The organism is Thermus kawarayensis JCM 12314, assembly GCF_055393575.1.
Genome location: NZ_AP043756.1, coordinates 1,041,662 through 1,065,830 on the forward strand (window position 1 = coordinate 1,041,662; position 24,169 = coordinate 1,065,830).

The window sequence follows — 24,169 nt, forward strand, 5'->3', positions numbered from 1 at the left end:
GCTCCTTCAGGATAGCGGCTGGAGGGGAAGCCGGGGGGCTTTTGCCCCCCCTCTTCTCAGTGCTCCGCCGCCTCGCCCGCTCCTTTAGGGATGCGGACCTCCTCCACCAGGTGCTGGATGTGCTCCGGGGGCGGGGGCGTGGCCCGGGAGACCAGGTAGGCCACCAGGAAGTTGAGGAGCATGCCGATGACCCCCACGCCCTCGGCGCTGATGCCGAAGAGGTTGGGGATCACCGGGGCGGGAGCCCCGAAGATCTGGGGAGCCCGCATCATCCCGATCATGGTGGCGGTGAAGATGAGCCCCACCAGGATGCCGGCGATGGCCCCCTCGCGGTTCATGCGCTTGTCAAAGATGCCCAACAGGATGGCGGGAAAGAGGCTGGAGGCTGCCAGGCCGAAGGCGAAGGCCACCACCTGGGCCACGAAGCCCGGCGGGTTGACGCCGAAGTAGCCCGCCAGGATCACCGCCAGGAGGATGACGATGCGGCCCGCCAGCAGGCGCTGGGCCTCGGTGGCGTTGGGCTGGAAGATGCGGTAGTAGATGTCGTGGGAGATGGCGCTGGACATGGCCAGGAGCAGGCCGGCCGCCGTGGAAAGGGCCGCTGCCAGAGCGCCTGCCGCCACCAGGGCGATCACCCAGGGGGCCAGGCGGGCCACCTCCGGGGTGGAGAGGACGATGATGTCGTTGTCAATGTAGACCTCGTTCCTGCTCTTCTCGTCAGGGGTGTTGAAGTCGGGCCGGCCCCCCTTGAGGGCGAAGGCCCGCCCCGGGGCGATGGTCACCTTGCCGTCCCCATCCTTGTCCACGAAGGCCAGGAGCTTGGTCTTTTCCCACTTGGCCACCCAGTCAATCTGGCGCACCTCCTCCAGGGTCTTCCCGTTCAGGGTGGAGATCAGGTTGTAGCGGGCGAAGGCCGCCAGGGCGGGGGCGGTGGTGTAGAGGAGGGCGATGAAGAGAAGGGCCCACCCCGCCGAGTAGCGGGCCGAGCGCACGTCGGGCACGGTGTAGAAGCGGATGATCACGTGGGGGAGGCCGGCGGTGCCCACCATCAGGGCCAGGGTGATGGCCAGGATGTCAATCATGGGCTTGCCCTGGAAGGGCTTGGTGTACTCGGTGAAGCCCAGGTCCACCTGGATCTGGTTCAGGCGCTGGACCAGATCGCTGAAGGTGAAGGCCAGCTGGGGGATGGGGTTGCCCGTGAGGACGTTGGCGATGGCGATGGCCGGGATCAGGTAGGCGATGATCAGCACCGTGTACTGGGCCACCTGGGTCCAGGTGATGCCCTTCATGCCCCCCAGCACGGCGAAGAAGGCCACCACCGCCACCCCGATGATGACCCCGGTGGCGATGTCCACCTGCAGGAAGCGGCTGAAGACGATGCCCACACCCCGCATCTGCCCCGCCACGTAGGTGAGGGAGATGAAGATGGTGGCGATGGCGGCCACCGCCCGGGCGGTGTTGGAGTAGTAGCGGTCTCCGATGAAGTCGGGCACGGTGTACTTGCCGTACTTCCTGAGGTAGGGGGCAAGGAGGAGGGCCAGAAGGACGTAACCGCCCGTCCAGCCCATGAGGTAGACCGCCCCGTCGTACCCCATGGAGGAGATGAGGCCCGCCATGGAGATGAAGCTGGCGGCGGACATCCAGTCGGCGGCGGTGGCGGCCCCGTTGGCGATGGCGGGCACCCCCCGGCCGGCCACGTAAAACCCGGCGGTCTCCCGCACCCTCGAGGCGTAACCGATGTAGATGTAGAGGGCGAAGGTGAGGCCTACAAGGAGATAGGTCCAAGCTTCAACGCTCACGGTTGCCTCCTATTCGTGCACGTCGTACTGACGGTCCAGCTGGTCCATCTTCCAGGCGTAGTAGAAGATGAGGACCACGAAGACGTAGATGCTCCCCTGCTGGGCGAACCAGAAACCCAAGGGAAGCCCTCCCAGGCGGATCCCGTTCAAGGGCTCCACCAGGAGGATGCCAAAGACGTAGGAAACCAGGGCCCATGCGATGAGGAGATTTCGGATCAGGGACGTGTTGGCCTTCCAGTATGCCTCCAGCTTCTCCATAACTCCCTCCCCCGCGCGGGAAACGCCCGAAGGCTTCCCAGAGACGGTTTCCCTCGCGGTTGGCGGCTATCTTAGGGAAGCATGAGGGGCCTGTCAAGAAACCTTGGCTTTGCGGGCATGCGCAAAAGGAGGGGTTTTCCCTAAAGGCCCTGGGCCGCAAAGAGGCCCCCGCCCGCGGCCCAAACCCGGGCGGGGAGGGTCACACCCTTGCTTCCGGTTTCCTCCGCCCTGCCGGCCCGGGGAAGCCCCAAAGGAACCTCCCGCCGGGACCCCCGCCAGCATGGGGTGGGATCACTCCTCCAAGGTGGAGAGGTCCCCGGGGTCTTTGCCCAGCTCCTTCGCCTTGAGAAGCCGCCTCAGGATCTTCCCGGAGCGGGTCTTGGGGAGCTTGTCCAAGAAGACCACCTCCTGAGGCGTGGCGATGGGGCCGAGCTCCCGGCGCACGTGCTGGATGAGGCCCTCCTTGAGTTCCTCGGAGGGCGTCTTTCCGAGCCTTAGGACCACGAAGGCCTTGATGGCCTCCCCCTTCAAGGGGTCGGGGATGCCGATGACGGCGGCCTCGGCCACGGCGGGGTGGGAGACTAGGGCGCTTTCCACGTCGGCGGTGCCGATGCGGTGGCTCGCCACGTTCAGGACGTCGTCCGCCCGGCCGAGGACGCTAAAGTAGCCCTCCTCGTCCCGGCTTGCCACGTCCCCGGCGGCGTAGACCCCTCCCGGGACCTCCCGCCAGTACCGGAGGTAGCGCTCGTGGTCCCCCCAGACGGTGCGCATCATGTGGGGGAAGGGCCTTTTGAGGACCAGGAGCCCGCCCTTCCCCGGGGGCACCGGCCTTCCCTCCTCGTCCACCACCTCCGCCTCCACCCCCGGCAGGGCCACCCCGGCGTATCCCGGCTTGGCGGGGAGGGTGAGGGGGGTTCCCAGGGTGGGGCCGCCGAGCTCCGTCTGCCACCAGTTGTCGGCCACGAACCCCCGCCTGCCCCCTCCCGCCAGGTGCTCGTAGGCCCACCGCAGGGCCTCGGGGTTTAAGGGCTCCCCGGCCACGGCCACGAGGCGTAAGGAGGAGAGGTCGTGCTTCTTGGGCCACTCGGGGCCAAACCGCATGAACATGCGCACCGCCGTGGGGGCGGTGAACATCACGTTCACCCGGTACCGCTCCACCGCCTGCCAGAAGGCCCCGGGGTCGGGGTAGTCGGGGGCGCCTTCCCTGAGGAGGCTGGTCACCCCTTCCAGGAGGGGGGCGTAGACGATGTAGGAGTGGCCCACGATCCAGCCGATGTCGCTCGTGGCCCAGAAGACGTCCTCGTCCTTGACGTCAAAGAAGGCGCGGAGGTGGTAGGTGGTGCCCACCATGTACCCCCCGTGGACGTGGACCACCCCCTTGGGCTTCCCCGTGGAGCCCGAGGTGTAGAGGATGAAGAGGGGGTGCTCGGCCTCCACCATCTCCGCCCGGGCCTCGGGGGGGCTATCCCAAAGGAGCTCCTCAAAGTCGTGGTGGCCCGGGGGAAGCTCCGCCTTGTACGCCCGCTGGAACCAGACCACCTGGAGGGGGAGGTCCCGGATGGCCTCCTCGGCGATGCTCCGGAGGTCCACCCCCTTGCCCCGGCGGAAGCCCACGTCCCCGGCGATGAGGAGTTTGGCCCCGGCGTCCAGGATGCGCTCCCGGAGGGCCGAAACCCCGAGCCCGGCGTAGACCACGCTGTGGATGGCCCCCAGGTAGGCCGTGGCCAGCATGGCCAGGACCCCTTCCAGGGTGAGGGGCATGTAGATGACCACCCGGTCCCCCTTGCCCACCCCAAGCCGCTTAAGCCCCGTGGCCAGGCGGCGCACCCGGTCCAGAAGCTCCCCGTAGGTGAGCTTCCGCTCGCCGCCGTCCTCGGCGAGGTAGAGGAGGGCCACCTTGTTCCTCAGGCCCCTTTCCACGTTGCGCTCCAGGGCGTTGTAGACGGCGTTGGTGGTGCCACCCAGGAACCAGCGGTGCTCAGGGGGGTTCCACTCCAGGACCTTCTCAAAGGGCCTTTCCCAGTAAAAGCGCCTCGCCCACGCTCCCCAGAAGCCCTCGGGGTCCTCGAGGCTTCGCCGGTACTCCGCCCAGAAGTCCTCGAGGTTGGCCCCTTGCCGCAGGGCCTCGGGGGCCCAAAGCCGTTCCTCGCCCTTAAGGAGCTTTTCCACCGCCATATCCTTCCTCCAGTCCCGAGGTGTCCCCCGGGTCCATGCCCAAAAGCTCGGCCTTCAGAAGCCGCCTGAGGATCTTGCCGCTCCGGGTGCGGGGGAGGCTTTCGGTGAAGAAGACCCTGGGGGGTGGCAAGGGTCCCAGGTGGCGGAGGAGGTGGGCCTTGAGCTTTTCCGCCAGGAGGGGCTTGAGCTCCTCGGGCACCTCTTTCCTCGGCACCACGAAGACGGCGATCTCCTCCCCCTCCTCCCCCGGCACCCCCACGGCCGCCGCCTCCGCCACATGGAGGTGGGTGAGGAGGGCGGCCTCCACCTCGGCGGTGCCGAGCCTGGCCTCCCCCACCTTGATGACCTCGTCGCTGCGGCCCAGGATGCGGAAATACCCCTCCTCGTCCATGGCGGCCAGGTCCCCCGTCCAGTAGAGCCCCCCTTTCCAAGGGCTTTCCCCGCCCAAAAGGCCCACCATCTGCGCCGGTCCCGTGCGCAGGAGGACCAGATGCCCCTTCTCCCCGGGGGGCAGGATCCGGCCTTCCCCGTCCACCACCCGGGCCTCCACCCCCGGCAGGGGCACCCCCACGTACCCCGGCTTGGCGGGGAGGGGGAGGGGGGTGGCCAGGGCCGGGGCCCCCAGCTCCGTCTGCCACCAGTTGTCCAGGGGCCAGGCCAGGTGCTCCCGGGTCCAGCGCCACACCTCGGGGGCCAGGGCCTCCCCCACGCTCCCCACCAGGCGGAGCTCCGTGGGCCTGGCCTCCCCGTGGCGGCGGAGGGTGCGGAGGAGGGTGGGGGAGGTGAGGAGGAGGCCCACCCCCAGGCGCTTTAGGCGCTCGTAGAAGGCGGCGGGGCTTGGGTGGTCGGGGCGGTCCTCCAGGAGGAGGCTGGTTCCCCCGAGGAAGAGGGGGGCATAGAGGCCAAAGGAGTGCCCCACCACCCAGAAGAGGTCGGCGGTGGTGTGGAAGACCTCCCCGGGCTTCAAGTCAAAGAGGTGGCGCAGGGCCCAGGCCACCCCCACCATGTACCCCCCGTGGCCGTGGAGGACCCCCTTGGGGGTGCCGGTGGAGCCGGAGGTGTAGAGAAGGAAGAGGGGGTGGTCCGAGGGGACGGGATGGGCCTCCTCGGGCCTGCCCTCCGTGGCCCGTTCCAGGAACTCCGTGGTGCCCCGAAGGTGCCAGAGGACGGGCAGGTGCAGCCCGAAGAGGGCCGCCTCCACCACGGGGCGCAAGGGGACGAGTTGCCCCCGGCGGTAGTGGCCGTCGGCGGCGATCAAAAGCCGGGCCTGGCAGGCGAGGAGGCGGGCCCTCAGGGCCTCGGGGCCCAGGCCCACGGGCAGGGCCACGTGCACCGCCCCCAGGCGGGCCAGGGCCAGGAGGCTTAGGGCGGCCTCGAGGCCCGTGGGCAGGTACAGGGCCACCCGGTCCCCCGGGCCCACCCCCAGGGCCTTCAGGACCCCGGCCAGGCGGGCGGAGAGGTCCCAAAGCTCCCGGTAGGTCCACTTGGCCAGGGTGCCCTCCCCGTCCAGGGTGAGGAGGGCCACCTGCTGGGCCCTCTCCGGCAGGTGGCGGTCCAGGGCGTTTAGGGCGGCGTTGGTGAGCCCGCCTACGAACCAGGCGCGCCCCTCGGGGTCGTAGGCCCGGTCCCAGGGCTTCTCCCAGGCGAAGGCCCGGGCCCATTCCCCGAAGAAGGCCTCGGGGTCCTCGAGGCTTTGCCGGTAGGCCTCCTGGAAATCCCTCAGGTTGGCCTGGGCCACCAGGGTCGGAGGGGCCTCCACTGCCTCCTGAGGGGCGTGGACCTCCACCGGGGGCGGCAGGGGGGGAGGCTCCGGGGGGGGCAGGTGGGGGGAGACCTGGGCCACCTCCGCCAGGGCCCGGGCCAGGCGGCTGAAGGCGAAGGGGAAGCGCCGTGCGGGCACCACCACCCCCAGGGCCCCGAGGAGCTCCCCCTTGGGGCCGAAGAGGGGGGCGGCCAGGGCGGAAAGCCCCGGGGCGTACTCCTCCATCTCCACCGCCAGGCCCGACTCCCGCACCCGCTTGAGCTCCTCCTCCAGGGCCAGGGGCTCGGTGAGGGTGTAGGGGGTGCGGGGGCACAAGGGGGGAAGGGGCAGGGCCCCGTGGGCCAGGAAGACCTTACCCAGGGCCAAGGCGTGGGCTTCCTCGGGCAGGACCTCCCCCAGGGGATGGGGCTGGCCCTGCCGCCCCCGGGTCTTGAGCCGCACCCCCTCGGGGGTGATGAGGGCCAGGTAGCACCGCTCCCGGGTGCGCAGGTAGAGCTCCTCCAGGGCTTCCTCCAACGGGGGGGCCTGGGCCGGGACGGGCTTGGCCTTGCCCGGCCGGTAGCCCCGCTCCGTCTTCACGGCGAAGCCCTCCTCGGCGAGGCTGTTGAGGAGGGCGTAAGCGCTGGAGAGGCTTTTCCCCAGGAGGCGGGCCACCTCCTTGACCTCCACCCCCTCGGGGTGCTCGGCCAGGTAGGCGAGGATGCGCAAGGCGGCCTGGACCGTGGAAAGGCTCCGCTTCCTGGCCATTTGGGCCCATCTTCCGTGAGGGCCGCCCCCCCTGTCAAGAAACGGGGGGTTTGGCACATGGTGAAAAACCCCCGGTTTCTTGACCCCAGGGGAAGGTCCCTTCTATCCTCAGGGGCAAAGGAGGGGGTATGGACCGGATTGAAGGCGTTCTTAAGGAAGAGCGGGTGTTCTACCCCAGCGAGGCCTTCCGGAAGCAGGCCCACATGGGAAGCGAGGAGGAGTACGAGAGGCTCTACCGGGAAAGCCTCGAGGACCCCGAGGGCTTCTGGGGACGGGTGGCCTCGGAGCTCCACTGGTTTGCGCCCTGGCAGAAGGTCCTGGAAGGGGACCTGCCCCACCCCAAGTGGTTCGTGGGGGGGAAGACCAACCTGGCCTTTAACGCCCTGGACCGCCACGTGAAGACCTGGCGCCGCAACAAGGCGGCCCTCGTCTGGGAGGGGGAGCCGGGGGAGGAAAGGGTCCTCACCTATTACGACCTCTGGCGCGAGGTGCAGAAGTTCGCCAACGTCCTCAAGGGCCTGGGGGTAAAGAAGGGGGACCGGGTCACCATCTACCTCCCCATGGTCCCCGAGGCGGCCATCGCCATGCTGGCCTGCGCCCGCATCGGGGCGGTGCACTCCGTGGTCTTCGGGGGCTTCTCCGCCAACGCCCTGGCCGAGCGCATCAAGGACGCCGAGGCCAAGGTGCTCATCACCGCCGACGGGGGTTACCGCCGGGGCGGGATCGTCCCCCTCAAGCAGAACGCCGACGAGGCCCTGAAGGACGCCAGGAGCGTGGAGCACGTGGTGGTGGTGCGCCGCACCGGGGAGGAGGTGCCCTGGATTCCGGGGCGGGACCACTGGTGGCACGAGCTCATGGAGGCCGCCTCGGACCGGTGCGAGGCGGAGCCCATGGAGGCGGAGGAGCCCCTTTTCATCCTCTACACCTCCGGCTCCACCGGCAAGCCCAAGGGCGTCCTGCACACCCTGGGCGGCTACATGACCTACGTCTACTACACCACCAAGCTGGTCTTTGACCTCAAGGACGAGGACGTCTACTGGTGCACCGCCGACGTGGGCTGGATCACCGGGCACTCCTACGTGGTCTACGGGCCCCTCTTGAACGGGGCCACCACGGTGATGTACGAGGGGGCCCCCAACTGGCCCGAGCCCGACCGCTTCTGGCAGGTGGTGGACAAGTACGGGGTCACCATCCTCTACACCGCCCCCACCGCCATCCGCAGCTTCATGAAGTGGGGGGAAGGGTGGCCCCTCAAGCACCGCCTGGACTCCTTAAGACTCCTCGGCACCGTGGGCGAGCCCATCAACCCCGAGGCCTGGCTCTGGTACTACAACGTCATCGGCAAGGGCCGCTGCCCCATCGTGGACACCTGGTGGCAGACGGAGACGGGGGGCATCATGATCACCACCCTGCCCGGGGTCCATCCCATGAGGCCGGGGCACGCCGGGAAGCCCTTCTTCGGGGTGAAGCCGGAGATCCTGGACGGCCAGCACCGCCCCGTGGAAAACCCCGAGGAGGGCGGCCACCTCTGCATCACCCGCCCCTGGCCCAGCATGCTCCGCACCGTATGGGGCGACCCTGACCGCTTCCTGCAACAGTACTTCAGCCAGCACCCCGGGGTCTACTTCACCGGGGACGGGGCCAGGCGGGACAAGGACGGCTACTACCTGATCCAGGGCCGGGTGGACGACGTTCTGAACGTGGCCGGGCACCGCCTGGGCACCATGGAGATCGAGTCGGCCCTGGTGGCCCATCCCGCCGTGGCCGAGGCGGCGGTGGTGGGGAGGCCCGACCCCGTGAAGGGGGAAGCCATCGTGGCCTTCGTGACCCTGAAGGAGGGGTACGCTCCCTCGGAGGCCTTACGGGACGAGCTCAAGGCCCACGTGGCCAAGGTTATCGGCCCCATTGCCCGCCCCGACGAGGTGCGCTTCACCGACGCCCTGCCCAAGACCCGCTCGGGCAAGATCATGCGCCGCCTCCTGCGGCAGATCGCCGCCGGGGAGCAGGAGATCAAGGGGGACACCTCCACCCTGGAGGACCGCTCCGTGGTGGAGCGCCTGAAGCAGGGCTCCTAAGCCCCACGGACGCCGCCCGTGGCGGGGTGGCCTCACCCCGCCGGGCTTTTGTGGACGTGCACCACCTTCCACCCCTCGGGGAAGCGCACCGCCACCCGGCTCTCGTTCACCGCCCGGTGCCTTAGCCCCTCCTCTTCCTCCACGGTGAGGAGGAGGGTGTAGCTGAAGATGGCCACGTCCCCGTAGCGCTGAAGCCTTCTCTCCAGGAGGTCCAGGCGGTAGGGCCTTCCCCGGGTGGCCCAGCGCCTTTCCGTCATGAAGAGGTGGAAGGGAAGGCCGTCTAAGCGGTGAGGGGCCACGAACCACTCGTAGAGGGAGAGGTCCTCGTGGGTGGTGGCCCGGTAGCCCTCGGGGTCCCCCTCGTAGATGCTCCTGAGGTGCCGCTCCAAGAAGTCCCAGAGCTCGGCCTCGCCTTCCATCCTCTACCTCCCGGGCTGGTACTCCCCCCACTCCTCCCTTAAGACCCCGCAGACCTCCCCCAGGGTGGCCCGGCGGCGGAAGGCCTCGAGGACGTAGGGGAAGAGGTTCTCCTGGCCCCTTGCCGCCTCCCTTAGCCTTTCCAGGCCGACCCTTACGCTCTCCCCGTCCCGCCCCGCCTTGAAGGCGGCCACCTCCCGCTTGCGCCTCTCGTGGAGCCCGGGGTCAATGCGCTGCACGGGGACGGGCTCGTTCAGGGGGCTTTGCGGGTCAACGAAGCGGTTCACCCCCACGATGACCCGCTTTCCCTCTTCCACCTCCTTCTGGAACTGCCAGGCGGACTCCTCGATGGCCCGTTGGAAGTAACCCGCCTCCACGGCGGCCACCGCGCCCCCCAGGGCGTCAATCTCCCGGATGAGCCTTTCCGCCTCCTTCTCCAGGGCCTCGGTGAGGTGCTCCACGTAAAAACTCCCCCCCAAGGGGTCCACGGCCCGGGTCACCCCGCTTTCATGGGCCAGGATCTGCTGGGTCCTTAGGGCGAGGAGGGCGCTCTTCTCCGTGGGGAGGCCCAGGGCCTCGTCGTAGGCGTTGGTGTGGAGGCTCTGCGTGCCCCCGAGCACCGCCGCCAGGGCCTGGTAGGCGGTGCGCACCACGTTGTTCAAGGGTTCCTGGGCCGTGAGGGTGGAGCCCCCGGTCTGGGTGTGGAAGCGGAGCATCCAGCTTCTGGGGTCCTTGGCCCCAAACTCCTCCCGCATGATCCGGGCCCAGAGGCGCCGCGCTGCCCGGAACTTGGCCGCCTCTTCAAAGATGTCCCCGTGGGCGGCGAAGAAGAAGGAGAGCCTGGGGGCGAAGCGGTCCACCTCCAACCCCCGCTCCAGGGCGGCCCGCACGTACGCCTTGCCGTCCGCCAGGGTGAAGGCGATCTCCTGGGCGGCGGTGGCCCCGGCCTCGCGGATGTGGTAGCCGGAGATGCTGATGGTGTTCCACTTGGGGACGCGCTCGGCGCAGAACTCGAAGATGTCGGTCACGAGGCGCATGGAGGGCCCAGGGGGGTAGATGTAGGTGCCCCGGGCGAAGTACTCCTTGAGGATGTCGTTTTGCACCGTGCCCGAGACCTTGTCCCAAGGCACCCCCTGCTCCTCGGCCACCAGGAGGTAGAGGGCGAGGAGCATCATGGCCGGGGCGTTGATGGTCATGCTGGTGGAGACCCGGTCCAGGGGAATCCCGTCAAAGAGCCTCCTCATGTCCTCCAGGGTGGCGATGGACACCCCCACCCGCCCCACCTCCCCCACGCTCATGGGGTGGTCGGGGTCTAGGCCGAGCTGGGTGGGGAGGTCAAAGGCCACGGATAGCCCTGTCTGGCCCTGGGAGAGGAGGTAGCGGTAGCGGGCGTTGGACTCCTCGGCGGTGGAGAAGCCCGCGTACTGGCGCATGGTCCAGGGCCTTTCCAGGTACATCCGGGGGTAGATGCCCCGGGTGAAGGGGTACTCCCCCGGACGGCCCAGCTTCTCCCGGTAGCCTTCCGGCAAGGACTCAAAAAGACCTTCCATGCCTTAGTTTTACAGTAAAAGCCGGAGGAGAAGGAGAAAGGCGAAGAGGACCCCCAGGAGGAGGAAGAGGGGAGGGAGGAGGAGGCTGTAGGCCGCCAGGACCAGGGCCAGGAAGTCCTTCCAGTCGGGCTTGGGCTCCCCCTTCACGCTCCACAGGATAGACCACCCCGCCTTCCGGGGCAACGCTTCCTACTTCCCCTCTTTCTAGCCCTTTTGATAGCATTGGCCCATGGCCCTCTCCAAAAACGCCCGGAAGGTGCTCAAGGTCATGGCCCGCCGGGGGGCCCCAGAGGTCCTCTTCGCCCTGGGTCGGGGGCCTTCCCGCTTTTCCGACCTCCAGGCCGTTTTGCTCCTCTCCCCCCGTACCCTGGCGGAGAGGCTCAGGGAGTTCCACACCCTGGGCTTCGTGGAGCGGCGGGCCTTTCCCGAGGTGCCCCCTCGGGTAGAATACACCTTGACGGCCAAGGGGAAGCGAGTCTTGGAGTTCTTTCGGGATTTGGAGGCGATATTGGACGCACAGGAGGTAAAGCGGTGAAAGCGCGCGCCATCGTGGTGACTTCGGGTAAAGGGGGGGTGGGCAAGACCACCACCACCGCCAACCTGGGGGCGGCCCTGGCCAAGCTGGGGGAGAAGGTGGCGGTGATAGACGTGGACGTGGGCCTCCGCAACCTGGACGTGGTCATGGGCCTCGAGGGCCGCGTGGTCTTTGACCTCATCGACGTCCTGGAGGGCAGGGCCAAGCCCCGCCAGGCCCTCATCCGGGACAAGCGGGTGGAGAACCTCTACCTCCTCCCGGCCTCCCAGACCAAGGACAAGGAGGCCCTGGACCCCGAGCGTTTCCGAAACCTCGTCCAGCACCTCCTTGCCGAGGAGGGGTTTGACCGGGTGCTCATAGACTCCCCGGCGGGCATAGAAAAAGGCTTCCAGACGGCGGCCACCCCGGCGGAAGGGGCCCTTGTGGTGGTGAACCCGGAGGTCTCTAGCGTCCGGGACGCCGACCGCATCATCGGCCTTCTGGAAGCCCGGGAGATCCGGGAGAACTACCTCGTCATCAACCGCCTGCGGCCCAGGATGGTGGCCCGGGGGGACATGCTCTCCGTGGAGGACGTGGTGGAGATCCTGGGCCTGAAGCCCATCGGCATCATCCCCGAGGACGAGCAGGTCCTCGTCTCCACCAACCAGGGGGAGCCCTTGGTGCTCAAAGGGAGTGGCCCCGCCGCCCAGGCCTTCATGGACACCGCCCGGCGCCTCCTGGGGGAGGAGGTGCCCTTCCGCGCCCCGGGGTCCGACTTGGACGCCCAGGGCCTCCTGGGGGTGTTGAAGAGGCTCTTCGGAGGTCGCTGATGTGGTGGCGTAAGAAGAGCAAGGAAAAGGCGAAGGAGCGCTTGAAGCTCGTCTTAGCCTACGACCGGGCCAAGCTCTCCCCGGGCCTGGTGGAAAACCTCAAGAAGGACCTCCTGGAGGTCCTGCGCCGCTACTTCCCCGCCCAGGAGGAGGGCCTTTCCGTGGCCTTGGAGGAGCGGGGGGAGAAGATGGTCCTGGTGGCCGACATCCCCCTCAAGTGAGGCGCCCAAGGTGATCCTGCGGCGGCCCAACCTCCTGGCCTACGACTGGGGCTTCGTCCTCCTGGCCCTGACCCTTGTGGCCTTGGGCCTGTTTAACCTGCGAAGCGCCGCCCCGGACCCCGGCCTCCTCCCTCGGCAGGGGATGGCCTTTCTCCTGGGGATGGTCCTGGCGGTGGGGGTGCAGTTCCTCTCCCGCCGCACGGTCTTCGCCCTGGCCTACCCCCTCTACGCCCTCTCCTTGGCCCTTCTGGTCCTGGTCCTCCTGGTGGGCCGGGAGATCAACGGGGCCAAGGCGTGGTTTGTCCTGGGGCCTTTGCAGTTCCAGCCCTTGGAGGTGGCCAAGCTGGGGCTGGTTCTGGCCCTGGCCCGCCTTTTGGAGAACCGCCCTGTCCTACGGGTTTGGGACTACCTCCTTCCCGGCCTCCTCACCCTGCCCGTGGTGGCGCTTCTCCTGCTCCAGCCCGACCTGGGGGGCACTCTGGTGGTGCTCTTCGGGGCCTTTGCGGTCCTTTGGGTCCGGGGGTTGCCCTGGAGGCACCTTCTGGTGGGGGTCTTGGCCCTGGTCCTCCTGGTGCCCACCGTGGTCTGGCCCAACCTCAAGCCCTACCAGCGGGAGCGGGTGCTCATCGTCTTGGACCCTTACCGGGACCCCTTGGGCCAGGGGTTTCAGGTGATCCAGTCCACCATCGCCATCGGTTCGGGGGGGGTTTTGGGCAAGGGCTACGGCCAGGGCACCCAGACCCAGCTGGGCTTTGTGCCCTTCCGCCACACCGATTTCGTCTTCGCCGTCTGGGCGGAGGAGTGGGGTTTCGTGGGGGCGGTGGCCCTCCTCGGCCTTTACGCCCTCTTCCTCCTGCGCCTCTTCGCCTTGGCCCTGGAGTGCCCTCGCCTGGCCGACCGGCTCTTCCTCGCCGGGGTGGGGGGAATGCTGGGCTTCCAGGTGGTGGTGAACCTGGGGGTGGCCCTAGGGGTGATGCCCGTGACCGGCCTGACCCTGCCCCTCTTCTCCTACGGGGGGTCCAGCCTCATGGCCACCCTCTTCTCCCTGGGCCTGGTGCTCTTGGTCCACCGGGACCGGGCCGTTCCCTAGAGGCCCGGGGTTGGATAAACTGGGCCCCGTGGCCGGGGACGTTTTGGTGCGCCTTCAGGGGGTGCGGAAGGCCTACGGCGGGGTGGTGGCCTTGGACGGGGTGGACCTCGAGGTCCACCGGGGAGAGTTTTTCAGCCTCCTGGGGCCCTCGGGCTGCGGCAAGACCACCCTCCTCAGGCTCCTCGCGGGCTTTGAGACCCCGGACGCTGGCCGCATAGAGATCGGCGGCAGGGACATGGCTGGGGTGCCGCCTTACCGCCGCCCGGTGAACACGGTGTTCCAGAACTACGCCCTTTTCCCCCACATGACCGTGGAGGCCAACGTGGCCTTTGGCCTGCGCATGAAGGGCCTGCCCCAGGAGGCCGTGCGGCGGAAGGTGGCCTGGGTCCTGGAGCTGGTGGACCTTCTGGGCCTGGAGAAGCGCTACCCCCGAGAGCTTTCCGGGGGGCAGAAGCAGCGGGTGGCCCTGGCCCGGGCTTTGGTGCTGGAGCCGGAGGTGCTCCTCCTGGACGAGCCCCTTTCCGCCCTGGACCTCAAGCTTCGCCAGGAGCTACGCGTGGAGCTGATGCAACTCCAGAGGCGGCTTGGCACCACCTTCATCTTCGTCACCCACGACCAGGAGGAGGCCCTGGTGATGTCGGACCGCATCGCCGTCATGCGGGCGGGGCGCATCGTGCAGGTGGGCCTTCCCGAGGAGGTCTACGAGCGCCCTGAGAACCGCTTCGTGGCCGAGTTCCTGGGCCGCTTCAACTTTCTTCCCGCAAGGCCCCACCCTCTGGGGGCGGAGACCCCCTTGGGACCCCTGCGCCTCCAAGGCCCCCTGGAGGGGGAGGCCCTTTTGGGGATCCGCCCGGAGAAGATCCGCCTCTACCCGGTGGGAAACGGCCTTCCCGCCCGGGAAAACCTGGTGCGGGCGGTGGTGGAGGAGATCGTCTACACCGGAGCGGAGAACCAGTACTACCTGCGGGCGGAGGGGGTGCGCCTTCTGGCCTACACCCTGAACCAGGACCTCCAGGAGCCGGGGGCCGAGGAGTTCGGGTACGGGGAGGAGGTCTTCTGCTACCTTCCCCCGGAGAACCTGGTGGTGCTCCATGAATGAGGCGGCTACCCCCTTCCAGCGCTTCTTCCGGGTGCTGGTCACCGTGGGCCCGGGGGGGCTTTGGCTCTTCCTCTTCGTCCTCCTTCCCACCCTCCTGGTCCTCCTGGCCTCCTTTATGAGCCGGGGGCCTTACGGGGAGCTCCAGGGGCCCCTGACCTTCAGGAACTACCTGAGGCTCCTGGAGCCCCCTTACCTCGAGGCCTTCGCCCAGAGCCTCTGGGTGGGGGCGCTGGCCACCCTCCTCTCCGCCCTGCTGGGCTATCCCCTGGCCTTTTACATCGCCCGCCACCCCAGGCGGGACCTCCTGCTCCTTTTCCTCCTCCTGCCCTTCTTCACCAACTTCCTCATCCGGGTCTACGCCTGGCTGGTCCTCCTGCAACGGGAGGGGGTGGTCAACGCCCTTCTCCAGGCCTTCGGCCTAGGCCCCTTCGCCCTTTACCCCTCCTTCCTGGCGGTGCTCCTGGCCACGGTCTACACCTTTCTGCCCTTTTTCGTGCTCCCGGTTTACGCCAGCGTGGAACGGATCGACTGGCAGCTTCTGGAGGCGGCCTACGACCTGGGGGCGAGGCCCTTAAGGGCCTTTTTCCACGCCGTCCTTCCCCAGACCTACCCCGGCCTCTTCGCGGGAAGCGTCCTCGTCTTTATCCCGGCCATGGGCACCTTCGTGGTGGCGGACCTTCTGGGGGCGGGGCGGGTGGTGCTCATGGGCAACCTCATCCAGCAGCAGTTCGGCCTCACCCGGGACTGGGCCTTCGGGGCGGCCTTGAGTCTCTTCCTCATGGGGTTTGTGCTCCTCGCCCTCTACCTTTACGCCCGCCTCCAGGGAGAAAGGGGGCTTGACGAGCTGGTATGAGGCGGCTCCTTACCCTCCACGCCCTTTTGGTCTACGCCTTCCTTTACCTGCCTATCCTGGTCATCGTGGCCCTCTCCTTCAACGAGAGCCGCCGGGGGGTCCACTTCACGGGCTTCACCCTGAAGTGGTACCAGGACCTCTTCCAGGACCCGAGGGTTCTGGAGTACTTCCTGAACACCCTGGTGGTGGCCACGGTTTCCACCCTGGTCTCCACGGTCCTCGGGACCCTCCTCGCCTTGGGCTTGGTGCGCTACCGCTTCCCCGGGAAGGGCCTATTGCGCTACCTCCTCTACATCCCCGTGGTGGTGCCCGACGTGGTCATGGGGGTTTCCCTGCTCCTCCTCTTCGCCTTTTCCCGGGAGCTTCTGGGCTTTCCCCGGCTCTCCCTCCTCACGGTGATCCTGGGGCACATCACCTTCCAGGTGGCCTTCGTGACCCTGGTGGTGCGCTCCAGGCTCCTCCTCCTGGACCCCGCCCTGGAGGAGGCCGCCCGGGACCTGGGGGCGAGGGGCTTCCAGACCTTCCTCCACGTGACCCTGCCCCTGGCCTGGCCGGGGGTGGCGGCGGGGACCCTTCTCGCCCTCACCCTCTCCCTGGACGACTTCGTGGTGACCTTCTTCACCGCGGGGCCGGGGGCCACCACCCTGCCCCTCTACATCTACTCCAGCGTGAAGCTGGGGGTGAACCCCAAGGTCCACGCCCTCTCCACCCTCATCGTGGGGCTCAGCGCCTTCTTCCTGGCCTTGGGGTATGCTCTCAGCCGGAGGAGGGTATGAGGCGGATCGGTGGTTTGTTGGTCCTCGCTCTCTTGGCCCTGGTGGGGTGGTTCCTGCTTCGCCCCAAGGCCCCCGAGGGCGCAGGCACCCTTTACTTCCTCAACTGGGCGGACTACATCCCCGAGGGGCTTCTCAGAAAGTTTGAGCGGGAGGCGGGGGCCAAGGTGGTCCTGGACACCTTTGAGTCCCCCGAGGCCATGCTGGCCAAGCTGAAGGCGGGGGCGGACCGGGAGTTCTCCTTGGTGGTGGCCCCCGACTACTACGTCCTGCAGATGGCCCGGGAAGGGCTTCTGGCCTCCCTGGACCGGGGAAGGCTCAAAAACCTCGCCCACCTGGACCCCTTCTTTCTGGACCCCCCATATGACCCCGGCCTCCGGTACTCCGTGCCCTACCTCTGGGGCACCACGGGCATCGCCTACCGGGAGGACCGGGTGACGGGCCCCGTGGACTCCTACGCGGCGTTCTTTGACCCGGCCCGCCAGGTGGGCCCCTTCTTGCTCCTGGACGAGATGCGGGAGACCATCGGGGCCGCCCTTAGGTACCTGGGCTACTCGGTGAACACCACCGACCCCAAGGCTCTGGAGAAGGCCAAGGAGCTCCTCCTCGCCGCAAAGAAGCGCTCCGTGGGCTTCGCCGGGGGGGTGGAGGCCTTGAACCGGATCCTGGCGGGGGACGCGGCCCTTTCCCTCGCCTACTCCGGGGACGTCCTCCAGGCGAGGCAGGAGGACGGGAGGCTCCGCTACACCCTGGCCAAGGAGGGGGGCACCCTCTGGACCGACGCCATGGTGGTGCTCAAGCGGGGCCCGGCCCAGGACCTGGCCTACCGCTTCATAGACTTCCTCCTGGAGCCGGAAAACGCCGCGGAGCTCGCCACCTACACCCGCTACGCCACCCCCGTGGCCCAGGCCCTCCCCCTCCTTCCCCAGGAGATGCGCCAAGACCCCACCGTGTTCCCGCCGGAGGAGGCGCGGGCGAGGCTGGAGTACCTCAAGGACCTGGGGCCGGACATCGCCCTTTACGACCGGGTCTGGACCGAGGTGAAGGCCCGCTAAAGGGGGCCTGGGCACAAAGGGCCTATACTGAGGCCATGAAGCGGGCCCTCCTTCTCCTCTTCTTGGGGCTTTCTGCCCTTGCCCAAGGGGTGGAGGGGCTCTGGGCCAGGACCTGCGCCCAGTGCCACGGGGATAAGGCCCAAGGGGTAAAGCCCTATCCCGGCCTCCAGGGAGCCCTTCCCCTTTTCGCCACCCCGGAGGGGCGGCGCTACCTGGTCCTGGTGGTCCTTTACGGGAAGAAGGGGGAGGCGGGCCTCATGCCCGGCTTCGCCCAGCTCAAGGATGAGGAACTCGCCGCCCTCCTCAACCACCTCCAGGCCCTTCTTAAGGCCAAGGGAGAGGCCTTCAAGCCCGAGGACATAAGGAAAGAACGGGGCCAGAACCTGGCCCCGGACCGGATCCAAAGGCCCTAGAAGGGGTCCTCCAGCACCGCCCCCTCGTCCGCCTGGCGCACCAGGGCGGCGTAGCGGGCGAAGAGGCCGTGGGTGAAGGACGGGGGGCGCGGTTGCCAGCGGGCCTTCCGCTTTTCCAGCTCCTCCCCGGGGAGGAGGACCTCGAGGAGGCGGTTTTCCACGTCAATCCGGATGCGGTCGCCCTCTTCCAAAAGGGCGATAGGCCCGCCCACAAAGGCCTCGGGGGCGATGTGGCCGATCATGAGGCCCCGGGTGCCTCCGGAGAAGCGGCCGTCGGTGAGGAGGGCCACCTCCGGCCCCAGGCCTTCCCCCACGATGGCGCTCGTCACCGAGAGCATCTCGGGCATGCCGGGGGCGCCCTTGGGCCCCACGTAGCGGATGACCACCACGTCCCCGGGGCGAATCTCCCCCTTTAGGACCTTCTCCATGGCCGCCTCCTCCGAGTCAAAGACCCGGGCCGGCCCCTCAAAGCGGGTGCGCTCGGTGCCGGCGAGCTTCAAGACCGCCCCCTTGGGGGCGAGGTTCCCCTTGAGGACCACGAGCCCCCCGTGGGGCTTCAGGGCCTTTTCCACGGGGAAGACCACCTTCTGCCCCTCGGCCTCCCGGTAGGCTCCCTCCACCTCCTCTTCCAGGGTGCGGCCGGTGAGGGTCTTTTCCTCCCCAAAGAGGAGGCCCGCCTCCAGGAGGCGCTTGAAGACGAGGGCCGTCCCCCCGGCTTCATACAGCTCCCAGGCGGTGTAGGTGCCCCAGGGGCGGAGGTCGGCGATCACCGGGGTCTTGCGGGAGACCCGGTCAAAGTCCTCCAGGCTGAGGTCCACCCCCGCCTCCTTGGCCATGGCGAGGAGGTGGAGGACGGCGTTGGTGCTTCCCCCCGTGGCGGCCACGGTGGCGATGGCGTTGAGGAAGCTTTTCCGGGTGAGGAAGTCCTTGGGCTTCCAGTCGTGGGCGATGGCCCGGGCGAGGATCCTTCCCGCCTCCCGGGTGGCCCGTTCCTTCTCGGGGTGGACGGCGGGGATGGCGTTGTAGCCCACGGGGGAGAGGCCCAAGGCCTCGAGGGCCATGGCCATGGTGTTGGCGGTGTACTGCCCCCCGCAGGCCCCGGGGCCGGGGATGGCCCTTTTTTCTATCTCCAAGAGCTCCTCCTCGGAGATCTTTCCCGCCGCCCTCTGCCCCACGGCCTCAAAGACCTCCACGATGGTGAGCTTCCGGCCCCTCCACTCCCCGGGGGCGATGGTCCCCCCGTAGAGGACCATGCCGGGGACGCCGCTCCTCATCACCCCCATGGCCCCCCCGGGGATGGTCTTGTCGCAGGCGGAGAGGGCCACCATGCCGTCGTAGAGGTAGCCCTGGGCGATGAGCTCCACGCTGTCGGCGATGACCTCGCGGCTTACGAGGCTGGCCCGCATGCCCGGGGTGCCCATGCTGATGCCGTCGGAGATGGCGGGGGCCCCGAACTCAAAGGGGAAAAGCCCCGCCTCCTTGAGCCCGGCCTTGAGGTGAAGGGCCAGGGCGCGCAGGTGGAAGTTGCAGGGCATCCCGTCGGTGAAGGTGTTCACCACCCCCACGAAGGGCCTCCCGAAGTCCTCGTCCCCCACCCCCACCGCCCGCAGCATGCTACGGGCAGGGGCCTGCTGCAGTCCTTTCTTGATGCGGTCCGACCTCATGCGTCCCTCCAAGTGGCGATCTTCCCGTGGAAGCTCCTGGCCCTGGGGAGAAGCCGCACCAGGGCCCTCGCGGCCTCTTCCGGCGCGAGGAGGAGCCCCTCCTCCTTGTAGCCCCTAAAGATCTGGTGGAGCACGCCCGCGGCGCTCCCCTGGGCCTCCCGGGCCTGGCGCTGCATCTCCGTCTCCACCACGCCGGGGCGGAAGACGAAGCAGGCGACCTCCGGCGCCTCGGCGGCAAGCTGCCTGGCCAAGTGCTCCTCCGCCGCCTTGGCCACGGCGTAGGCCCCGATGCCCGGGAGGTTGCTCTCCGCTGCCCCCGAGCCCACGTACACCGCGAGGCCCTCCCCTTTGCGCCGGAGGACGGGGTAGGCGAAGCGGGCCAGCTGGTAGCCGGCGAGGAGGTTGGCCTCGAGGACCTCCATGAAGAGGTCCTCGGCGAGCTCAAAGAGGAGAGGCCCGGGGTGGAGGACCCCGGCGTTGTGGATGTAGCCCGCCAAGTTTCCCAGGGCCTCGGCCCGCTCCACCAGGGCCCGGGCCACCTCGGCCTTCCCGGCGCTGCCCGCCACCCACTCGGCCCTCGCTCCCAGGGCGCGCACCTCCTCCGCCACCCCCTTCAAGGGGCCTTCCGAGCGGGCGTTCAGCACCAGGTCAAAGCCCGCCCTGGCGAGCTCCAGGGCCAGGGCCCTCCCGATGCCCCGGCTCGCTCCCGTGAGGATCAGGGTCTTTCTCATAGAAGCTCCTCCAGAGGGATTTCCACGTTCAGGAAGGAGAGCCTCCTCCCCGGTCCCAGGGCCTCCACCTCCCGGTAACCCTCCCCCTCGGGATGGCGGTGGACCAGGACCTTCTGGCCCAGGAGGTCCACCACAAAGACCTCGGGCACCCCGGCTTGAGCGTAGAGGGGGAGCTTCACCTGGAGGTCGTAGCGGAGGGAGGTGTCGGCTACCTCCACCACCAGGAGGGCGTCCCCCCCCTGGGGCAGCTCCTCCTCATAGAAGTCGGGCCGGGGCTTAAGGAGGGCGAGGTCGGGGTAAAGCTCCGACTCCCCCACCACCAGGGGGCTTTGCACGAAGAGGATGGCCTGATGGGGCACAAGGGGGCCGAAGAGGGCGGTGAGCCTGGCCACCTTGGCGGCATGGCGTTTCCCAATGGGGCTCATTTCTACGAGCTCTCCTTCCACGAGCTCCAGCCTCAGGTCCTCCGGGAAGACCCCAGCCTCCACCATGCGGTGGAACTCCTCCAGGGAGACCTTGTGGCGGGTCACGGCAGGACCTCCTTGACCGGCACCTTAAGGCCCAGGACCGAAAGCTCCCCGTCCTCGAGGGCTTGGGCCTCCCCGTACCCTTCCCCTTGGGGCTTGCGGAAGACGTGCACCCTCTCCCGCACCAGGTCCACCACAAGGACCTCGGGTATCCCGGCTTGGGCGTAGAGGGGGAGCTTCACCTTTAGGTCGTGGTCCAGGCTGGTCTCGGCCACCTCCACTATCAGGAGGGCGTCCTTGGCCTCGGGCAGGCGGTCCCGGTACCGGGTTCGCGGGGGCTGGAGGAGGGCGAGGTCCGGATAAACCTCGGTGTCCGGGGAAAGCAGGAGGGGGTTTTGCACCGAAAGCAAGGCCTTTCCCCGTAGAGGGGCCAAGAGGTCCACCAGAGCGTTGAGGACGTAAGCGTGCCGCTTGCCGATAGGGCTCAGCTCCACCACCTCCCCCCGGATGAGCTCCACCCGGTCGTCCTCCCCCAGGATCCCCGCCTCGGCCATGCGGTGGAAGTCCTCGGCGCTGAAGCGGTGCCGGATCATACCCCCATCTTAGGCCAGGTGGCGGAGGACCTCCCGCGTGAAGGCCTCCGTCCCCGCACTGCCCCCCAGGTCCGGGGGCGGGGTTTCCAGGAGGGCCTTGGCCACGGCGTCCTCCACCTTGCGGGCCAGGGCCACCAGGCCGAAGGCGTGCTCCAGCATCATGGCCGCGGAGAGGATGGCCGCCGTGGGGTTGGCGATCCCCTTGCCGGCGATGTCGGGGGCGGAGCCGTGCACGGGCTCAAAGACCGGGGTCCCCCTTCCCAGGGAGGCGGAGGGGAGGAGGCCCAGGGAGCCCGGGAGGACGCTGGCCAGGTCCGAGAGGATGTCCCCGAAGATGTTCCCGGTGACCACCACGTCAAAGCGGGCCGGGCTTCGCACCAGGTGCATGGCCATGGCGTCCACGTACTGGTGCTCCAGGGCGATGTCGGGGTAGGCCCGCCCCACCTCCTCCACGGTCTTGCGCCAGAACTCCCCCACCTCGAGGACGTTCGCCTTGTCCACGCTCACCACGCGCTTCCTGCGCTTCCTCGCCGCCTCAAAGGCCACCTTGGCCACCCGTTCCACCTCGGGCTTGCTGTAGCGCTCCGTGTTCCAGGCCTCGGCCTCCGACATCCCCCGGGGCTCCCCGAAGTAGATCCCCCCGGTGAGCTCCCGCACGATGAGGAGGTCCACCCCCCGGGCGATCTCCTCCTTCAGCGGGGAAAGCCTTTCCAGCCCGGGGAAGACCCTGGCGGGGCGGAGGTTGGCGAAGAGGTCCTGGCTTTTCCTTAGGGCGAGGAGACCCGTCTCCGGGCGGATCCTGCGGGGGAGGGGGTCCCACTTGGGCCCCCCCACGCTGCCCAAAAGCACCGCCTCCGCCGCCTCCACCCCCTTGCGGGTGGGCTCGGGGAAGGGCTCCCCGAACCGGTCAATGGCCGCCCCGCCGAAGGGGAGGACCTCGTAGGCGAGGCCCAGGCCCTCGGCCTCGTCCAGGGCCTTGAGGACCTTCAGGGCGGCCTCGGTGACCTCGGGGCCGATCCCGTCCCCGGGCAGGACCGCCACCTTCATTCCGCCCTCCTGGGGTAGGGGAGCCTCCGGTCAAACTCCTCCAGGAGCGCCCCGGCCTCCAGGAGCTCCCCGATGGGGTCCCAAAGCCCCTCCACCAGGGCTTCCCGGGCCTCCTCCCGGATGGCAAGGGGGGCGGTGCGGTCCCCGAAGCGCACCTCCTTCTGCACCAGGTCTATCTCCACCTCCAGTTCCGGGTTCTCCTCCACCCTCTTATAGAGGAGAGCCAGGTCCTCGGGGGCCAGGCTTACGCAGGGGAGGCCGATGGCGGTGGCGTTCCCGAAGAAGATCTCGGCGAAGCTCTCCCCGATGATGGCCCTGAAGCCCGCCCGCTTGATGGCCTGAGGGGCGTGCTCGCGGCTAGAGCCGGAGCCGAAGCCCGACTCCACCAGAAGGATGGTGGCCCCCCGGTAGCGGGGGTCGTTCAAGGGGTGGGGCTTGGGGTTTCCCCGCTCGTCAAAGCGCTCGTCGTAGAAGAGGTACTGGCCCAGGCCCTCAAAGGTGAGGGCCTTCATGAAGCGGGCGGGGATGATCCGGTCGGTGTCGATGTCCTCGCCCCTCAAGGGCACGGCCCTTCCGCGGATCACGGTGAACTTTTCCAGCATGGTTACCTCCCGATTCCGAAGACTTCCCGGGCGTCGGCGATCTCCCCCGCCACCGCCACCGCCGCCACCATGAGGGGGCTCATGAGGACGGTGCGGCCCCTGGGGCTTCCCATGCGCCCCTTGTAGTTGCGGTTGGAGCTACTGGCGGCGAGCTCGTCCCCTTCCAGGCGGTCCGGGTTCATGGCCAGGCACATGGAGCAGCCGGGCATCCGCCACTCAAACCCCGCCTCGCGGAAGACTTCGGCGATCCCCTCCTCCTCGGCCTTCCTCGCCACCCACTCCGAGCCCGGCACCACCAGGGCCCGCACCCCCTTTTTCACCTTGTGCCCCTTGAGGTGGCGGGCCACCTCCCGGAGGTCGGAGAGCCTGGCGTTGGTGCAGCTACCGATGAAGGCCACCTGGATGGGCACCCCCTTGATGGCCTGGCCCGGCCTGAAGCCCATGTAGGCCAGGGCCTCCTCGGCCACGGGGCGCTCCTCGGGCGGGAGCTCCTCCAGGAGGGGGATCCTCCCGTCAATGGGGATGGCCTGGCCCGGGGTGATGCCCCAGGTCACCGTGGGGGCGATCTCCTCGGCCCGGAAGGTGACCACGTTGTCGTAACGAGCGTCGGGGTCGGAGCGGAAGGCGAGCCACCTCCTCTTGGCCTCCTCCCACTCGGGCCCCTTGGGGGCGTAGGGGCGGCCCTCGAGGTATCGGAAGGTGGTCTCGTCGGGGTTCACGTAGCCGATGCGGGCTCCCCCCTCAATGGACATGTTGCAGAGGGTCATGCGGCTTTCCATGTCCATGGCCTCCACGGCGCTTCCCCCGTATTCGTAGGCGTAGCCCAGGCCCCCCTTGACCCCCAGGTGGCGGATGATGTGCAGGATCACGTCCTTGGCGTAGACCCCGGGGGCGAGGCTTCCTTCCACGTTGATCCGCCGCACCTTGAGCCTCTGGGCGGCCAGGGTCTGGGTGGCGAGGACATCCCGCACCTGGCTGGTGCCGATGCCGAAGGCCACCGCCCCGAAGGCCCCGTGGGTGGAGGTGTGGGAGTCGCCGCAGGCGATGGTCATGCCGGGCTGGGTGAGGCCAAGCTGGGGCCCGATGACGTGGACGATGCCCTGGTCCCCGCTTCCCAGGTCAAAGAAGGCGATGCCGTGCTCCTTGGTGTTCTCCCTGAGGGCCTCCAGCATGCTCTGGGCCAGGGGGTCCTGGAAGGGCTCGGTGCGGTCGTGGGTGGGGACGATGTGGTCCACGGTGGCGAAGGTGCGGTGGGGAAACCGTACCTTGAGGCCCAGGTCCCTGAGCATCCCGAAGGCCTGGGGGCTGGTGACCTCGTGGAGAAGGTGGAGGTCGATGAAGAGCTGGCTTTGCCCGTTTCGGAGCCTCCTCACCTCGTGGGCTTCCCAGACCTTCTCGTAGAGCGTCTTTCCCATTCTCTCCCTCCCTGTGAAA

Annotated in this window: 24 protein-coding genes; 10 read left to right on the forward strand and 14 right to left on the reverse strand. The window is 68.5% G+C overall.

The annotated features are described in order from the left end of the window. Positions 1 to 56: 56 nt before the first annotated feature. The 4 genes from ACZ5RK_RS06000 to ACZ5RK_RS06015 form a co-directional block, all read right to left on the reverse strand. The gene (locus ACZ5RK_RS06000) at positions 57 to 1,799 is read right to left on the reverse strand and encodes a sodium:solute symporter family protein (protein WP_464908426.1); all 1,743 of its coding nucleotides are present in this window, start codon (positions 1,797 to 1,799) and stop codon (positions 57 to 59) included. 9 nt (positions 1,800 to 1,808) lie between these two features. Beyond that, positions 1,809 to 2,057 carry a DUF4212 domain-containing protein gene (locus ACZ5RK_RS06005; RefSeq protein WP_464908427.1) on the reverse strand — a complete coding sequence of 83 codons (249 nt, stop codon included), beginning with the start codon at positions 2,055 to 2,057 and terminating at the stop codon, positions 1,809 to 1,811. A gap of 291 nt (positions 2,058 to 2,348) precedes the next feature. Continuing rightward, positions 2,349 to 4,232, reverse strand: coding sequence for an acetate--CoA ligase (locus ACZ5RK_RS06010; protein WP_464908428.1), 1,884 nt, complete (start codon positions 4,230 to 4,232; stop codon positions 2,349 to 2,351). Beyond that, the gene (locus tag ACZ5RK_RS06015; RefSeq protein ID WP_464908429.1) at positions 4,210 to 6,741 is read right to left on the reverse strand and encodes an AMP-binding protein; all 2,532 of its coding nucleotides are present in this window, start codon (positions 6,739 to 6,741) and stop codon (positions 4,210 to 4,212) included. The genes ACZ5RK_RS06010 and ACZ5RK_RS06015 overlap by 23 nt, the downstream gene beginning before the upstream one ends. A 128-nt stretch (positions 6,742 to 6,869) precedes the next feature. Between ACZ5RK_RS06015 and acs the strand changes: the two genes are divergently transcribed. Next, positions 6,870 to 8,816 (forward strand): acetate--CoA ligase, encoded by a 1,947-nt coding sequence (gene acs, locus ACZ5RK_RS06020; RefSeq protein WP_464908430.1) that lies wholly within the window; start codon positions 6,870 to 6,872, stop codon positions 8,814 to 8,816. A 32-nt stretch (positions 8,817 to 8,848) separates the two neighbouring features. On the opposite strand, the gene ACZ5RK_RS06025 is transcribed toward acs, so the two are convergent. From ACZ5RK_RS06025 to ACZ5RK_RS06035, 3 genes are read right to left on the reverse strand one after another with little or no spacing between them, the layout of a single operon-like run. Beyond that, entirely contained in the window at positions 8,849 to 9,235 is a 387-nt protein-coding gene (locus tag ACZ5RK_RS06025; RefSeq protein WP_464908431.1) for a nuclear transport factor 2 family protein, read from the reverse strand. Between the two features lie 3 nt (positions 9,236 to 9,238). Next, positions 9,239 to 10,783 carry an acyl-CoA mutase large subunit family protein gene (locus ACZ5RK_RS06030; protein ID WP_464908432.1) on the reverse strand — a complete coding sequence of 515 codons (1,545 nt, stop codon included), beginning with the start codon at positions 10,781 to 10,783 and terminating at the stop codon, positions 9,239 to 9,241. A 9-nt stretch (positions 10,784 to 10,792) separates the two neighbouring features. Beyond that, positions 10,793 to 10,930: a hypothetical protein gene (locus ACZ5RK_RS06035; RefSeq protein WP_464908433.1), complete on the reverse strand. Its 138-nt coding sequence runs from the start codon at positions 10,928 to 10,930 to the stop codon at positions 10,793 to 10,795. 82 nt (positions 10,931 to 11,012) lie between these two features. Here ACZ5RK_RS06035 and ACZ5RK_RS06040 point away from each other — a divergent pair, with 82 nt between their 5' ends. Genes ACZ5RK_RS06040 through ACZ5RK_RS06080 form a run of 9 tightly spaced genes read left to right on the forward strand, consistent with a single transcriptional unit; the run spans position 11,013 to position 17,631 of the window. Continuing rightward, complete coding sequence (locus ACZ5RK_RS06040) at positions 11,013 to 11,318, forward strand: winged helix-turn-helix transcriptional regulator (RefSeq protein ID WP_464908434.1); 306 nt, start codon at positions 11,013 to 11,015, stop codon at positions 11,316 to 11,318. Next, positions 11,315 to 12,127 (forward strand): septum site-determining protein MinD, encoded by an 813-nt coding sequence (minD, locus tag ACZ5RK_RS06045; RefSeq protein WP_464908435.1) that lies wholly within the window; start codon positions 11,315 to 11,317, stop codon positions 12,125 to 12,127. Before ACZ5RK_RS06040 ends, minD begins: the two co-directional genes overlap by 4 nt. Continuing rightward, entirely contained in the window at positions 12,127 to 12,348 is a 222-nt protein-coding gene (gene minE / locus ACZ5RK_RS06050) for a cell division topological specificity factor MinE (protein WP_054647054.1), read from the forward strand. The genes minD and minE overlap by 1 nt, the downstream gene beginning before the upstream one ends. Before the next feature lie 10 nt (positions 12,349 to 12,358). Then, positions 12,359 to 13,438, forward strand: coding sequence for a rod shape-determining protein RodA (rodA, locus tag ACZ5RK_RS06055; RefSeq protein WP_464908436.1), 1,080 nt, complete (start codon positions 12,359 to 12,361; stop codon positions 13,436 to 13,438). A gap of 28 nt (positions 13,439 to 13,466) precedes the next feature. Next, positions 13,467 to 14,537, forward strand: coding sequence for an ABC transporter ATP-binding protein (locus ACZ5RK_RS06060; RefSeq protein ID WP_464908437.1), 1,071 nt, complete (start codon positions 13,467 to 13,469; stop codon positions 14,535 to 14,537). Further along, positions 14,530 to 15,390 (forward strand): ABC transporter permease, encoded by an 861-nt coding sequence (locus ACZ5RK_RS06065; protein WP_464908438.1) that lies wholly within the window; start codon positions 14,530 to 14,532, stop codon positions 15,388 to 15,390. The genes ACZ5RK_RS06060 and ACZ5RK_RS06065 overlap by 8 nt, the downstream gene beginning before the upstream one ends. Next, entirely contained in the window at positions 15,387 to 16,166 is a 780-nt protein-coding gene (locus tag ACZ5RK_RS06070) for an ABC transporter permease (protein WP_054647055.1), read from the forward strand. The genes ACZ5RK_RS06065 and ACZ5RK_RS06070 overlap by 4 nt, the downstream gene beginning before the upstream one ends. Beyond that, on the forward strand, positions 16,163 to 17,218 hold the full coding sequence (locus ACZ5RK_RS06075) for a polyamine ABC transporter substrate-binding protein (RefSeq protein ID WP_464908439.1): 1,056 nt from the start codon (positions 16,163 to 16,165) through the stop codon (positions 17,216 to 17,218). Before ACZ5RK_RS06070 ends, ACZ5RK_RS06075 begins: the two co-directional genes overlap by 4 nt. Positions 17,219 to 17,253: 35 nt before the next feature. Then, complete coding sequence (locus tag ACZ5RK_RS06080) at positions 17,254 to 17,631, forward strand: c-type cytochrome (RefSeq protein ID WP_464908440.1); 378 nt, start codon at positions 17,254 to 17,256, stop codon at positions 17,629 to 17,631. Here ACZ5RK_RS06080 and ilvD read toward each other — a convergent pair. Genes ilvD through leuC form a run of 7 tightly spaced genes read right to left on the reverse strand, consistent with a single transcriptional unit; the run spans position 17,628 to position 24,150 of the window. Then, on the reverse strand, positions 17,628 to 19,295 hold the full coding sequence (gene ilvD / locus ACZ5RK_RS06085; RefSeq protein ID WP_464908441.1) for a dihydroxy-acid dehydratase: 1,668 nt from the start codon (positions 19,293 to 19,295) through the stop codon (positions 17,628 to 17,630). The genes ACZ5RK_RS06080 and ilvD overlap by 4 nt on opposite strands. Beyond that, the gene (locus ACZ5RK_RS06090) at positions 19,292 to 20,026 is read right to left on the reverse strand and encodes an SDR family NAD(P)-dependent oxidoreductase (RefSeq protein ID WP_464908442.1); all 735 of its coding nucleotides are present in this window, start codon (positions 20,024 to 20,026) and stop codon (positions 19,292 to 19,294) included. Before ACZ5RK_RS06090 ends, ilvD begins: the two co-directional genes overlap by 4 nt. After that, a complete protein-coding gene (locus ACZ5RK_RS06095; protein ID WP_054647391.1) occupies positions 20,023 to 20,556 on the reverse strand; it encodes a Uma2 family endonuclease in 534 nt (177 codons plus the stop codon). Before ACZ5RK_RS06095 ends, ACZ5RK_RS06090 begins: the two co-directional genes overlap by 4 nt. After that, on the reverse strand, positions 20,553 to 21,086 hold the full coding sequence (locus tag ACZ5RK_RS06100) for a Uma2 family endonuclease (RefSeq protein WP_054647392.1): 534 nt from the start codon (positions 21,084 to 21,086) through the stop codon (positions 20,553 to 20,555). Before ACZ5RK_RS06100 ends, ACZ5RK_RS06095 begins: the two co-directional genes overlap by 4 nt. A gap of 9 nt (positions 21,087 to 21,095) precedes the next feature. Continuing rightward, positions 21,096 to 22,133 carry a 3-isopropylmalate dehydrogenase gene (gene leuB / locus ACZ5RK_RS06105; protein ID WP_464908443.1) on the reverse strand — a complete coding sequence of 346 codons (1,038 nt, stop codon included), beginning with the start codon at positions 22,131 to 22,133 and terminating at the stop codon, positions 21,096 to 21,098. Continuing rightward, positions 22,130 to 22,735, reverse strand: a complete 606-nt coding sequence (gene leuD / locus ACZ5RK_RS06110; RefSeq protein WP_054647393.1) for a 3-isopropylmalate dehydratase small subunit — start codon at positions 22,733 to 22,735, stop codon at positions 22,130 to 22,132. Before leuD ends, leuB begins: the two co-directional genes overlap by 4 nt. A 2-nt stretch (positions 22,736 to 22,737) precedes the next feature. Then, entirely contained in the window at positions 22,738 to 24,150 is a 1,413-nt protein-coding gene (leuC, locus tag ACZ5RK_RS06115; protein ID WP_464908444.1) for a 3-isopropylmalate dehydratase large subunit, read from the reverse strand. Positions 24,151 to 24,169 lie beyond the last annotated feature (19 nt).